General features: G+C 71.0%; 16 protein-coding genes. 9 read left to right on the top strand and 7 right to left on the bottom strand.

From position 1 onward, the window contains the following. Window positions 1-23: 23 nt before the first annotated feature. The gene (locus O7608_RS29890) at window positions 24-1,256 is read right to left on the bottom strand and encodes an MFS transporter (protein ID WP_289207725.1); all 1,233 of its coding nucleotides are present in this window, start codon (window positions 1,254-1,256) and stop codon (window positions 24-26) included. Window positions 1,257-1,420: 164 nt separating this feature from the next. Between O7608_RS29890 and O7608_RS29885 the strand changes: the two genes are divergently transcribed. The 5 genes from O7608_RS29885 to ychF all read left to right on the top strand — a co-directional run bounded on the left by O7608_RS29885 (window position 1,421) and on the right by ychF (window position 6,218). After that, window positions 1,421-2,344: an ABC transporter ATP-binding protein gene (locus O7608_RS29885; protein WP_289207724.1), complete on the top strand. Its 924-nt coding sequence runs from the start codon at window positions 1,421-1,423 to the stop codon at window positions 2,342-2,344. Beyond that, window positions 2,341-3,930 carry a fluoroquinolone export ABC transporter permease subunit gene (locus tag O7608_RS29880; protein WP_289207723.1) on the top strand — a complete coding sequence of 530 codons (1,590 nt, stop codon included), beginning with the start codon at window positions 2,341-2,343 and terminating at the stop codon, window positions 3,928-3,930. Before O7608_RS29885 ends, O7608_RS29880 begins: the two co-directional genes overlap by 4 nt. A 116-nt stretch (window positions 3,931-4,046) precedes the next feature. Then, window positions 4,047-4,511, top strand: a complete 465-nt coding sequence (locus O7608_RS29875; RefSeq protein ID WP_289207722.1) for a hypothetical protein — start codon at window positions 4,047-4,049, stop codon at window positions 4,509-4,511. An 81-nt stretch (window positions 4,512-4,592) separates the two neighbouring features. Continuing rightward, complete coding sequence (locus tag O7608_RS29870; RefSeq protein ID WP_289207721.1) at window positions 4,593-5,099, top strand: hypothetical protein; 507 nt, start codon at window positions 4,593-4,595, stop codon at window positions 5,097-5,099. A 33-nt stretch (window positions 5,100-5,132) separates the two neighbouring features. Further along, the gene (gene ychF, locus O7608_RS29865; RefSeq protein ID WP_282225676.1) at window positions 5,133-6,218 is read left to right on the top strand and encodes a redox-regulated ATPase YchF; all 1,086 of its coding nucleotides are present in this window, start codon (window positions 5,133-5,135) and stop codon (window positions 6,216-6,218) included. Here ychF and O7608_RS29860 read toward each other — a convergent pair. Beyond that, window positions 6,208-6,582, bottom strand: coding sequence for a Uma2 family endonuclease (locus O7608_RS29860; RefSeq protein WP_289207720.1), 375 nt, complete (start codon window positions 6,580-6,582; stop codon window positions 6,208-6,210). The genes ychF and O7608_RS29860 overlap by 11 nt on opposite strands. 74 nt (window positions 6,583-6,656) lie before the next feature. Here O7608_RS29860 and O7608_RS29855 point away from each other — a divergent pair, with 74 nt between their 5' ends. The 3 genes from O7608_RS29855 (at window position 6,657) to O7608_RS29845 (ending at window position 7,909) form a co-directional block, all read left to right on the top strand. Then, entirely contained in the window at window positions 6,657-6,896 is a 240-nt protein-coding gene (locus O7608_RS29855) for a hypothetical protein (protein WP_289207719.1), read from the top strand. Then, complete coding sequence (locus O7608_RS29850) at window positions 6,893-7,288, top strand: PIN domain-containing protein (RefSeq protein ID WP_289207718.1); 396 nt, start codon at window positions 6,893-6,895, stop codon at window positions 7,286-7,288. Before O7608_RS29855 ends, O7608_RS29850 begins: the two co-directional genes overlap by 4 nt. 381 nt (window positions 7,289-7,669) lie before the next feature. Further along, entirely contained in the window at window positions 7,670-7,909 is a 240-nt protein-coding gene (locus O7608_RS29845) for a GntR family transcriptional regulator (RefSeq protein WP_289207717.1), read from the top strand. A gap of 95 nt (window positions 7,910-8,004) precedes the next feature. Here the strand turns inward: O7608_RS29845 and O7608_RS29840 are convergent, their stop codons facing one another. The 4 genes from O7608_RS29840 to O7608_RS29825 all read right to left on the bottom strand — a co-directional run bounded on the left by O7608_RS29840 (window position 8,005) and on the right by O7608_RS29825 (window position 10,955). Then, window positions 8,005-8,607 (bottom strand): hypothetical protein, encoded by a 603-nt coding sequence (locus O7608_RS29840; RefSeq protein ID WP_289207716.1) that lies wholly within the window; start codon window positions 8,605-8,607, stop codon window positions 8,005-8,007. 443 nt (window positions 8,608-9,050) lie between these two features. After that, the gene (locus O7608_RS29835) at window positions 9,051-10,154 is read right to left on the bottom strand and encodes a hypothetical protein (RefSeq protein ID WP_289207715.1); all 1,104 of its coding nucleotides are present in this window, start codon (window positions 10,152-10,154) and stop codon (window positions 9,051-9,053) included. A gap of 53 nt (window positions 10,155-10,207) precedes the next feature. Further along, window positions 10,208-10,570 carry a PH domain-containing protein gene (locus O7608_RS29830; protein ID WP_282225679.1) on the bottom strand — a complete coding sequence of 121 codons (363 nt, stop codon included), beginning with the start codon at window positions 10,568-10,570 and terminating at the stop codon, window positions 10,208-10,210. 73 nt (window positions 10,571-10,643) lie between these two features. After that, complete coding sequence (locus O7608_RS29825; RefSeq protein ID WP_289207714.1) at window positions 10,644-10,955, bottom strand: 4a-hydroxytetrahydrobiopterin dehydratase; 312 nt, start codon at window positions 10,953-10,955, stop codon at window positions 10,644-10,646. A gap of 167 nt (window positions 10,956-11,122) precedes the next feature. Here O7608_RS29825 and O7608_RS29820 point away from each other — a divergent pair, with 167 nt between their 5' ends. Continuing rightward, on the top strand, window positions 11,123-11,557 hold the full coding sequence (locus O7608_RS29820) for a (deoxy)nucleoside triphosphate pyrophosphohydrolase (protein ID WP_421361332.1): 435 nt from the start codon (window positions 11,123-11,125) through the stop codon (window positions 11,555-11,557). On the opposite strand, the gene O7608_RS29815 is transcribed toward O7608_RS29820, so the two are convergent. Continuing rightward, the gene (locus O7608_RS29815; protein WP_289207713.1) at window positions 11,551-12,327 is read right to left on the bottom strand and encodes a GH12 family glycosyl hydrolase domain-containing protein; all 777 of its coding nucleotides are present in this window, start codon (window positions 12,325-12,327) and stop codon (window positions 11,551-11,553) included. The genes O7608_RS29820 and O7608_RS29815 overlap by 7 nt on opposite strands. Window positions 12,328-12,368: the final 41 nt, after the last annotated feature.

Genomic DNA, 12,368 nt, shown 5'->3' with positions numbered 1-12,368 from the left:
CTGCGGCTGGCGGGAATCGGACCTTACCTCCCGGCCCCGGCCCCGGCACCGTTCTCGGCACCGTCCCCGTTCTCGGCCCCGTCGCCGTCGCCGTCGGGCAGCGGACGGGCCGCGCCGGCCACCAGCAGACCGATCAGCAACGCGCCGAGCACCACCAGCAACGACCGCAGGATGCCGACCTGCTCGGCCAGGAAACCCACCAGCGGCGGGCCGGCAAGGAACGCGGTGTAGCCGATCGAACTGACCACCGACACCCGTACCGCCGCCCGGTCGGCCTGGTCGGCGGCCGCGCTCATCCCGACCGGGAAGCCGAGCGACGCGCCCGCGCCCCACAGCAGCGCCCCGACCATCGCCCACGGCAGCGACGGGCCGAACACCACCGACGTCAACCCGACGACGGCCAGCACGGCGGTGGCGCGCAGCACCGGCACCCGGCCCCAGCGGGCCAGGGCGGTGCCGCCGACCATCCGGGCACCGGTCATCGCCGCGACGAAGACCCCGAACGCGACCGCGCCGACCGCGTCGCCCACCCGGTAGCCGTCGACGACCGCCAGCGTCAACCAGTCGTTGGCCACCCCTTCGGTGAACGCGAACGCCAGCACCACCAGACCGATCAGCAGGGTGCGCGGCTCCGCCCAGGCCCGCAGCACCCCTGACCGGGGCGCGGACTCACCGGGCACCCGGGCCGGCACCGGCAGGAACATCCGGACGGCGGCGGCGACCGCGACGATCGCCAGCAGCGCGGTGGCGGCCAGCTGCCAGTCCACCGGTACGCCGAGCCAGGCGCAGCCGGCCCCGGCGAGCGCGCCGGAGACCGTACCCAGGCTGAAGCCGGCGTGGAAGCGGGGCATCAGCGGCCGACCGAGTCGGCGCTCGACGTCGGCGCCTTCCACGTTCATCGCCACGTCCCAGCTGCTCACCCCGGTGCCGGTGAGGAACAGCCCGGCGCCGGCCAGCGGCGACGACCCGATCGCCACATTGAGCGCGACGGCGAGCATCCCGACGGTCACCGCCGAGGTGCCGAGCAGCACGGTGCGACGCGGCCCGATGGCGTGCACCAGCGGCCCGGACAGCGGCAGCGCGCTGACCGCCCCCGCCGACATGCACAGCAGCAGCAGGCCGAACTGGGCGTTGGTCAGCTCGAGCGCGTCGCGGATGGCCGGCGTACGGGAAATCCAGGACGCGAAAGCCAGGCCGCTGACCCCGAACGCGACACCGACCGCGATCCGGGCCCGCTCGACCGTCGGCCGCGCCACGACAGTCGACCTGTCCGTCACCACGTTCCCCGCCTCCCCGTCGCCGCCCACCAGGCCGGCCGGTGCCGGACGATGCCGGCAGCCATCTGCACAGACGGTAGATCACTTGAAACTGTTAGGTAACATGACGATGCTCACCGTCCGGCCGTCCCGGGGAGGCCGCCGTGCCCGCGTCCCCGCCCGCTGCCAGCCCACCGTCCGCGATCGTGGTGGACCAGCTGCGGGTGCGCTACCGCGACTCACCCCGGTACGCCGTCGACGGCGTCTCGTTCAGCGTCGCCGCCGGCGAGGTCTTCGGCCTGCTGGGGCCCAACGGGGCCGGCAAGTCGACCACCGCCCGGGTGCTGACCGGGCTGCTGCGCGACTACCAGGGCCGGGCCGAGCTGCTCGGCCGGCCGCTGCACAGCTGGGGGCCCGAGCTGTACGAGCGGGTCGGCGTCAGCTTCGAACTACCCGCGCACTTCGCCCGGCTGACCGCCCGGGAGAACCTGCGGGCGGTCGCCGGCCTGTACCGGTCGCCGACCGAACCACCCGACGTGCTGCTCGACCAGGTGGATCTCGCCGCCGACGCCGACCGGCCCGTCGCCGGCTTCTCCAAGGGCATGCAGCTGCGGCTCAACCTGGCGCGGGCGCTGATCCACCGACCGGAGGTGCTCTTCCTCGACGAGCCCACCTCCGGGCTGGACCCGGTGCACGCCGGCGCGGTCCGGCAGCTGATCCGCCGGCAGGCGGCGCAGGGCCGCACCGTCCTGCTGACCACCCACGACATGACCACCGCCGAAAGCGTCTGCGACCGGGTGGCGTTCGTCGTCGACGGCCGGGTCGTCGCCGTGGACACCCCGCGCGGGCACCGGCTGCGCCACGGCCGGTCGACCGTACTGGTCGAGTACCGCGCCGACGGGACCCTGGCCCGGCGGGAGTACGACCTGGCCACCCTCGGTGCCGACGGCGACTTCGCCGCGCTGCTGCGGGCCGGCCGGATCGAGACCATGCACACCCGGGAAGCCACCTTCGAACAGGTCTTCGTCGCGGTCACCGCCGCCGGTGCGCCCGCGCCGACCGGTGACGCCGCCGGCCCACCGCCGTGAACCGGTCGCGCCGCCGCGCCGCCGCTGCACGCCGCAGCCTGCGACGGCTGGCCACCGCCGTGGCACTGGAGGTACGTGTCGAGTGGCGCTACCGGATCGTCGCGGTCGCGGCGGTCTTCGCCCTCGGGTGGACGGTGCCGCTGCTCGCCGTACCGGCCCCGGCGGCCCGGACCCTGGGCCCGGTCCTGCTGTTCGTCGACACCGCCGCTTTCGGTGCCTTCTTCATCGCGCTGCTGCTGATCACCGAACGCGCCGAGGGAGCACTGGCCGCGCTGCGGGTCACACCGTTGCGCGCCGGCGAGCAGGTCGGGGCGAAACTCGGCGTACTGACCGGGTTGTCGGTGGTCGCGGCGGTGCCGATCGTCGCCGTCGTCGTCGGCCGGGACGGCGGTACGTGGTCGACCGTCGCCGCAGCCGGCCTGGCGTTGCTCGGAGTGGCGCTGACCGCGCTGTTGATCCTCCTCGCGTCGCTGCTGCTGGTGCTGCGGCAGCCGACAGTCGCCGGATACCTGACCGCCGCGCCGCTGGTGCTGCTGCCGGGTCTCGCCGTGCCACTGGCGTACCTGACCGGACTGCTCGACCATCCCGTCGGCCAACTGGTGCCGACCACCGGCACCGCCGAGCTGATCCGGGCCGGGCTCGCCGGGACGGCGGCCGTCAGCTGGTGGCAGGTCGGGGCGTCGACCGGGTACGCCGCCGGGTGGATCGTCGGGGCGACACTGCTCGCCCTCCGGCGGTTCGACCGGGTCTTCGCCGCCCCGGACGCCGCCCGGCGATCGGCGGTGACCCCCGCCCGGCCGGCGGCGCGGCCGGTGCCCCGGTCGGGGTGGCCGGTGGGCTGGCTGCCCGCGCTGCTGCGGGTCGACCTGCGGGCGCTCGGCGCGGACCGGCTGCTGGCCGTCCTGCTCTGCGCCCCGCTGCTGCTCGCGGTGGCGCTGCGGTTCGGGGTGCCGTCGGCGACCGCCTTCGTCGACCAGCGGTACGGCGTGGACCTCGCCGCGCACCGCGACCTGCTGCTGGCCCTGCTGGTGCTCGCCCACGTACCGGTGATCGGCGGGATGGTCGGGGCGCTGCTGCTGCTCGACGACGTCGACGAACGACGGCTGCTGCTGATCCGGGTCACCCCGGTGACTCTGCAGCGTTACCTCGGCTACCGGGTCGGGGTCACCGCCGCGCTGACGACGGTCGGCCTGTTGATCGCCGTACCGCTCAGCGGGTTGGCCGACGCGGACCCGCGCTGGCTGGTCCCGGCGGTGCTGGTCGCCGCCGGCCAGGCGGTGCTCGTGCTGCTGGCGGTCACCGGGTACGCGGCGAACAAGGTGCACGGGCTGGCCCTGCTGAAGCTGTTCGGTGGCGCGGTGATGGTCCTTGCCGCGCTGCCCTGGCTGCCGGTGCCCGCACAGTGGCCGGCGGCGGCGTCCTGGCCGGTGGCGCTGCTGCCACCGGCGGCGGTCAGCCTGACCCAGCAGGCCGGCGCGGCCGGAGCCTACTGGCCCGCCTGCGGGTACGCCGCGCTCGGCGCGACGGTGACCGTCGTCGGTGCGACGCTGCTGGCCCGCCGGGTGTCGACCCGGTTCACCAGCTGACCGGTACGCCACCCGAGGCATCCGCTGATCTCGATCGACCTGATCGGGTGGATGTCGGGATCGATCGATAAGCTGGTGCGGTTCGCCCCACCTCGATCAAGGAGTCGGTAGATCCCATGCGTCACCTACTGGCCAGCGTCGCCCTCGGCTCGGCCCTGCTGTTGAGCCTTGCCGCCTGCGGCACCGAACCGCCGACGAACTCCGCGTCGCCGCCCCCCGCCAACACCACCGCCAGCGAGGCCGACATCCTGGCCGCCACGAACGCCGCCTGCAACCAGGCGGTCTCGATGAGCAACGACTTCGCGACCGGGTTCGAGCGGGATGCCAAGCTGCTCTTCCCCGAGGACGCCAGTGTCGCGACGCAGGTGTCGGCAGAGGACTTCGAGGCGCAGATGCGGGCCTGGTCGGCGACGCTGACCTCGCTGGCGACCGGTCCGGTCGACGAGGAGCTGCGGACCGTGCTGGCGGAGAGCACCACCGCGATCGAAGCGGCGACCGAAGTGGGGGAGACCCCGTTCACCGACGAGCAGATCGCTGCGGTCACGGCCGTACCGGAGAAGCTGGGTGCCGTCTGCCAGTGAGGGTGGGAGGGGTTGACCTGGGGCGGGTGCGGGCGTTGGGTAGCCTGCTCCAGTTTGCTCACCCCCATTGGACGGATCACGATGCGACGTACCCTGATCACCGCCGCCGTCACCACGGCGCTGGCACTCACCCTGGCCGGCTGTGGCGGCGCGGACACCGACACCGACGCCGCCGCTGACCCGAGCCCCCAGCCGTCGGCCAGCGCCCCGGCCGACGCGCAACCGGCCGAGTCCGCCGACGACGAGGCCGCCGTCGCCACGAAGGCGGCGTGCGACATGGCGGTGCCGGCCAGCGAGGCGAACACCGCGAACATCGAGGACGACTTCGACAAGCTGATCGCCGCAGCGGTCGAGGGCGGGTCGGCGCCGGAGACCGCCGAGTCCGAGTTCCGGAGCAAGCTCGCCGGCTGGACCGGGATGCTGCAGTCGCTCGCCGTCGACCCGGTCGACGCCGACGTACAGCAGGCGCTGACCGAGGCCGCCGATGTCGTCGCCCAGATCAACGACCCGGACGACAACACCCCGATGGGTCAGGTGACCGGGCTGCTGACCGAGGCGACCGACAAGCTCAAGGCCGCCTGCGCCTGACCCGCTGCCGGGCGCTGCGTAGACTCGACCGACGTGAGTCTCACCATCGGCATCGTCGGCCTGCCCAACGTCGGCAAGAGCACCCTGTTCAACGCGCTCACCAAGAACGACGTCCTCGCGGCGAACTACCCGTTCGCCACGATCGAGCCGAACGTCGGTGTGGTGGGGCTGCCGGACGGGCGGCTGGACAAGCTCGCGGAGATCTTCGGCTCGCAGAAGATCATCCCGGCGCCGGTGTCGTTCGTCGACATCGCGGGCCTGGTGCGGGGCGCGTCCAAGGGGCAGGGCCGGGGCAACGCCTTCCTGGCGAACATCCGTGACGCCTCGGCGATCTGCCAGGTGGTGCGGGTGTTCGCCGACCCCAACGTGGTGCACGTCGACGGCAAGGTGTCGCCGGGTGACGACATCGAGACGATCAACACCGAGCTGATCCTGGCCGATCTGCAGACGTTGGAGAAGGCGCTGCCCCGGCTGGAGAAGGAAGCCCGGCTGCGCAAGGACCGGGTGGCGATCCACACCGCGGCGAAGGCCGCCGCCGAGCTGCTCGACGGCGGCACCACGCTGTACGCGGGGGCGACCGCCGCCGGCATCGACGTCGCCGAGCTGCGCGAGCTGCACCTGCTGACCACCAAGCCGTTCCTGTACGTCTTCAACGTCGACGAGGACGAGCTGGGCAACGCCGCGCTCCTCGACGAGCTGCGGGCCCTGGTCGCCCCGGCCGAGGCGGTCTTCATGGACGCCAAGATCGAGTCCGAGCTGATCGACCTGCCCGACGACGAGGCGCTGGAGCTGCTGGAGTCGATCGGGCAGAGCGAGCCGGGGCTCCACCAGCTGATCCGGGTCGGTTTCCGCACCCTGGGGCTGCAGACGTACCTCACCGCCGGGCCGAAGGAGGCACGGGCCTGGACCATCCCGGTCGGGGCGACCGCGCCGGAGGCCGCCGGGGTGATCCACTCGGACTTCCAGCGCGGCTTCATCAAGGCCGAGATCGTCTCGTTCGACGATCTGGTCGCGGCCGGGACCATGGCGGCGGCGAAGGCGGCCGGCAAGGTCCGGATCGAAGGCAAGGAGTACGTCATGCAGGACGGCGACGTCGTCGAGTTCCGCTTCAACGTCTGATCCCGGGGCGGGTGCCCGCACCGGTCACCTCCACGACCAGCAGAGTCTCCTCGGACGTGTAGTAGGTCCGGAACGGATCGTAGGCCGCCGCTGCGGCCACCAGGTCGGGCTCCGGGCGGTTCCATCTGTCGAGTCGGATCGTGATCTCCCGGTCGACCTCGACGCCCGGCGGTGCCTGGTCGGTCAAACTGTTCACCAGCGCGGTGACGATACGTGCGTGCCAGACCCGCTGGGGGGACACCGTGAAGACGAGTGCTCCATCGATCAGTTCGGTGTGACGAGGCGCCTCGGCGAGCTTGTCGAGGTCATCGGCGTACCTCCCCTCGGGGCAGGGCGGTCGCATCCACTCGGGCACTGCGGTCATGTTCTTCACCGCAACATCGGTAGTCGGAGCCATGCGTGCTCCAGTATGCGGTAATACCATGGTATGGTCGCGGGATGGCGAGGACGAAGAAGGTCACGATCACGCTGCCGGCAGAGTTGCTGGAGAGCATGAAGACGCACACCGACAACGTCTCCGGCTACCTGACCGAGCTGGCCGAGCGGGCCGAGCGGCGAAGGCTCCTTCGTGAGGAGTTGGACGGCTATCAGGCTGAATTCGGGGCGTTCACCGACCAGGAGATGGCCGAGGCGCGAACGCTCCTGCACGGGACCGGGGAGACGGAGCGCGCGGCGTGAGCCTCGAGTCACTAGTGCTCGACTCGCAAGGTCTCGCCGGCTGGATCGATCGGGATCGCAAGGTGATGCGCCTGCTGGAGCAGGCCGAGCGTGACGGGGCAGACCTTGCCGTCTCGGCTGCCACGACCATTGAGGTTTCGCATTCCAAGGTAGACATTGCGCGGCTGGGCTGGCTGCTGTCCCGGGTCCGAGTGGAGGCGGTGACAAAGGAAAGCGCCTGCCGTAGCGTGGAGTTGTTGAAGGCGGCGGGGCTGCACGGGCACAAGTACGCCATCGATGCCATGGTCGCCGAGGTGGCGCTTCGACTTCCTGCGCCTGTGGTCGTTCTGACATCGGATGTCGACGACATGACCAAGTTGTGCGGGCGGCGGGTCCGGGTTATCAGGCTGTAGAGCTGCGCCTCAGTCGGTAGAGGGCCTTGGCGCCTTCGCCGGAGTCGGCCCAGATCTGGACCGTCCCGTGCTCCGGCAGCACTCTCGGCCCGACCACCAGGATCCCCGGCTCCTGAGGGGTCGTCACATCGCCGCGCGTGCTTCGCTTGGGGGCTCGCGGCGTGGGTGAAGTCTCGGGCTGGCCGCCGGGCGACGGCGTCTCGGGCAGAATGTTCACGGGCGCGACCTCGTTTCGCGTCAAGGCCCTCGGCGAGCGCTACCACGCGAGCCGAGGGCCGCTCTGTCTTCGTGAATCCGACACTAGTTGAACCTGTCCACCCTGTCCATAGAGTGAACGAGATAGACAGAACGGCTCGGCTGGACAGGTGGCAGCCTGTTGGAATGATCGACCCTTGGTCGCCGCGTTCGTTTGCCGAGCAGGTGACCGACGCCCTGAAGGCGAGGATCGACAGCGGCGAGTGGCCGCCTGGGCACAAGCTGCCTGGCGAGGTGACGCTGGCGCAGACGTACGGCGTGGCGCGCGGCACCGTGCGGGCTGCACTCGACGCGTTGCGCGAGGAAGGCCGAGTGGTCACCTTCACCGGGCGCGGCACATTCGTCACCCCGGATAGGCAGTCCTGAGTCAGGAATGCGTCGAAGGGCCGGACCCCGGGTACGGGGTCCGGCCCTTCGGTCGTTGTGCTGGGGTCAGGCTGCTGCGGTCAGTTGGGGCCGGGTCAGCTGTTCCAGTGCTGGGCGACGAGTTCGGCGGCCTGGGTCTCCCACTGGGCGTAGTGGTCCGGGTACGCCGACACCTGCACGGTCTGCGCGGCCTCGGTCAGCGGCATGTCCTGCCAGCCGTCGACGGCCTTCAACCCGTTGAGGAACGCGGTGGTGGAGTATTCGACGTCGGTGATCTGCTCCACCGTGCCCCAGCCGGACGACGGCCGCTGCTGGAACAGGCCCTGCGAGTCGTGGTCGTTACGGTCACCCAGGTGGCCCAGGTTCTCCAGCTTCGACTCCTGCAGCGCGGTCGCGATCGCGACCACGGCGGCCCGCTCGTCCATGCCCGCCTTCTTCGTGGCGGCGATGATGCCCTTGACGTTGTCGGTCTGCTCGCTGCTCAGGTCGATGCGGGACTGTTCGCCCTGCACGCCGTGCGGGATGAGCTTGGCGGTGTCGACGCCGCTGTCGCTCGCGGCTGCGGCGGCGGGTGCGGCGAGGGCGGTGGGGGCGTGGTCGGCGGCCAGGGCGGGGCCGGCGATCGCGCCGCCGGCGAGGGTGAGGCCGGCGATGCCCAGGGCGGTGGTGCGCAGGGTGCGGGTGATGATCGTGGTCATAGGGGGGGCCACCTTCCGTTTTCCGAGGGGGCACACCCGCCGCTCGGGCCCCTCAAGCGTGCCGGGGCGGGCGGTCGTGTGGGGTGTGCGGTAAACGGTCGTCCGGGTGGTACGGGGACGCGGCGGCGGCTTCTCGCCCGCTCGGGGCTGGCCTTCCGTGCGTCGCGACCATGTCCAACCACGTGGGCCGGCCGGTCATTCCCCGCAGTGGCCTCGCGGTCCGCCACGTCACCGACCGTGACGGCACCGGACAGGGACACCCGTCCGGACGATATACCTCAGAGGAATAATTATTCCTCACAGGAATACTGCTCTACCGCAGTACCGGTCCGCCAGGACACCCACGCGGGGGGACGGGCAGGCCGGTCGGGGCTGGGCAGATACAACCACGTCGGCGGCCGGGCTATTTCCGGGTGCGGGCGGCCGAGGCGGAAGGGACGGCGTCACTTGTGGGTGATCAGTGACTCCTGCCGCTGCAACAGCTGGTAGACGATCGACGCCGGCGTGCCGTCGGCTGGGCGCAGCCGGACGACCACCGTGTCGCCGTCCTGGCGTACCTCGGGCTCGGTGAACCGCTGCGACCAGGGCTGTCCGGTGCTGGAGCTGCCCTGTTCCAGCAGGGTGACCAAGGCTTCCGCGTTGGCCTTCGCGGAGTCGGCGTCCGCATGGGCATAGGCGAGCACCATGACGGGCGCGCCGTCGTGGGCGAGCCCGCCAGCGACCCCGTCGAACGCAGCGGGCAGCGTCTGCCCGGCCCGCCCGCCGCCGTAGTCGCCGCCGACCCGGAACAACACCGAGTACGCCTGCTCGGCGTCCATTGCTTCGGCGAGTGCGACTGCGGCCGGCGTGTCGGCGAACGACGCGGCCCCGTTGTCGAGCGCGGTCGCCGTCTCGGAGTTGCCGGCCACTGTCAGCCTGCCGTCGGCCAGCCGCAGGTGCAGCGGCTGACCGAATGGTCGGGCGACGGTGCGTCCGGCCAGGTCGATGCTGCCGTCGGCGTTGCCGAGTTGCCATCCGCCGTCGGTGGGCTCACCCATCGCGTCGGTCTTCCGGTCGCTGTCGAAGCGGCCGCCGAGCACGCTCATCACGTTCGGCGGATTGCTGTGTTCGACGTACCAGGAGACGTCGAGCACCGACCAGCCGAGCTCGGCCGCGAACCCGGCGAGGTCGGGGTTCCCGGCCGGTACCGCCTGCTGAGGCAGCAGCGCAGCCACCTCCGCCGGTCCGTCGGCGCTCGCGCCGGTGGACAACGCCGCGAGGTAGCCGCGGACCGCCTCGGCGTCGGCGGGGTCGGTCGGCCGGGCCAGCCCGGCGAGCTCGGCCGCCCGGTCGAGATCGGCCATCTGCAGCACGATCTCGTCGTCGGCGAGTCGCTGCGGTAGCAGCGCCAGCCGTTCGGCGAACGTGGGTCGAGCCGCGCTGGCGGACCCCGCCGGTCCGGCCGGCGACGGGCCGGCGGCGTCGTCGCTGTCAGTGTCGCCACAGCCGGCGGCGAACAGGGTCAGAACAAGTCCGGTGGCGGTGGCGCCAAGCATGATCCGCTTCACGACCGGCACCGTAACAACCCTGGTCCAGGGCATTGGCGACCGATGGGGCCCGGTCACGAGATGTAGTGCAGGATCACGTTGTGTACGTGGTGTGACTTCTGGTCGCCCCGGAACTCGACCTCGTAGGTGTGCGTGCCGACGTTGATGGCGATGGCGCCGGTGGAGAAGTACGAGCCACCCCAGGACTTGTTGCTCACCACGCTGACGCTGGTGATCTTCGAGTACGGGATGCTGGTGATGGCGACCTTCTTGCCGACGAAGGACTTGTCCTGGATGATCACGCGGCGGTTGGTCAGCCCGATGAAGCCGGTGCCGGTGCCGATCGCGTCGTAGACCGCGATCACCTGCTCGCCGTCGAGGAGCCCACTTTCGATCTGCCGTAGTTGCTCGCGTCGGTCGTACGCAACATTCGCCATGATCCGAGGGTAGGTCGCATCGACAAGCCGGCCCTGATTGTGACCGGCCGCGATGCAAGCCAGGGGAGTCGGATCAGGCGGCGTCGATGATCGTACGGTAGGCGTCCTCGATCCGGGCGGCGAGCGTCACGTCACCTTCGGTGATCTTGTCGCCATCCGGATCACCCAGGCAGATCTGGGTGTGCCCGTCCGCCCGACGTACCTGCGGTCGTAGGTGCAGGGCGTCGGCCGCGACCTTGATCCGCTCGGTCAGCTCGGCGTGCTGGCTGTCGTCGAGCAGCAGGGTCCGATGGATCTGCTGGCCGTCCTGGGTCCACCCGTCCAGCTGGGTCAGCGCGTCGCTAAGGTAGTCGCGGCCTACCCGGCCGGGCCAGATTGCTCGCAAAGCCACACCTCCCAGGCGTCGTTGCCGGCTTGTGGCCAAATCGTCGCCATCCTGTGTCTTGGTCGGTGGCCCCCAGTCTGGCCGCTGACTGGCTGGTGTGTCCACGTCCACCCTTCCGTCATCTACTGTCCGTGCAGACAGCAGGGTTACCCGAATTGCTGATTGATCTGGCAGGCTGGTCTGCTGTGCGGACCGGGCAGTCAAGGCGTCAGGTAGTGGTGGGGGCGGCGATCGTCCGCGATGGGCAGGTGCTGGCCTGCGCGCGGGCACACCCGCCGAGCACGGCGGGAAAATGGGAATTTCCCGGCGGAAAGGTGGAAACCGGTGAGTCGGAGATCGACGCACTGGTCCGGGAGTGTCACGAAGAGTTGGGCGTGGCGGTCGCGGTCGGGCAGCGGCTCGGCGGTGACCAGGTGCTCGGGCACGGTCGGTCGGTTCTGCGGGTCTACCTGGCCAGCCTGCTCGGGTCGGCTCAGCCCACCGCGCTGGAGCACGCCGAGTTGCGATGGCTGGCCGCCGACGAACTCGACCAGGTCACCTGGCTGCCGGCGGACCAGCCCATCGTCGCCATACTCGGGCCGTACCTGCGTCAGCCTCAGTAATTGATCTTGACCTCGAACGACCGGGAGCCGAGTCCGGCGCCGCCGTGCCAGATTTCGAAGCCCGCCTCGATTCCGGTGAGGTACCAGTCACGGTCGATGTACCCCCGGCCCACGGCGTCGCGGGTGAAGGCCGCCAGTTCCAGATCCTCCGCCCGGTCGGTCGGGCTGGTCCGCACGTACGCGACGTAGTTCCAGTGCCAGTCGGCGTGGTAGACGTCCCAGGTCGCCCCGGCCAGGGTGACGTCGCTGGCGACCAGCGTGCCGGCGGGTTCGGCACCGCCGTCGTGGTCCAGCCAGACCATCAGTTCCGCGCCGTCCGGCGAGCGGTGGGCGTTCGCGTCCGTGTGGAACCACAGGTCGTACGTGGCGTTCCACCGGCCCTCGGCGTCGGCGGCGTCGAACGTCCAGTCGGAGCGGGCCGACCGCAGCTGCCGTACCTTGATCGGCAGCCCGCTGCCGACCGTGCAGTTGCCCCAGTGGCAGCCCTGGTAGATCGTCGGGTACGCGGCCGCCGACCCGGTGCGCTTGTCGTGCTCGGATCGGCTGACGGTGAACCGGCCCTCCTCGGTGACCCGTAGGCACTGCAGGGTGCCGGCTCCCCAGACGTTGTTCATCACCACGTACCGCTTGTCGGCGATGCTGACCGTGTCTGTCCGTCCGCAGAGCTCGCCGGCGTCCGCCACCGGTGCGAACCAGACGACGGTGACCCCGAGGGCGACGACCGCGGCGAAGATGATCGAAAGCAGGCGGAAGCGCCTGAGTGCACACATTGCCGTGGAGCTCCTTCGGCGGGCAGCCCGCATGGCGGACT

Origin of the sequence: Solwaraspora sp. WMMA2056 (genome assembly GCF_030345095.1) — a bacterium.
Taxonomy (GTDB): Bacteria; Actinomycetota; Actinomycetes; order Mycobacteriales; family Micromonosporaceae; genus Micromonospora_E.
The sequence above is the reverse complement of the archived record's forward strand: the minus strand, read 5'-3'. Positions and strand labels throughout refer to the sequence as shown.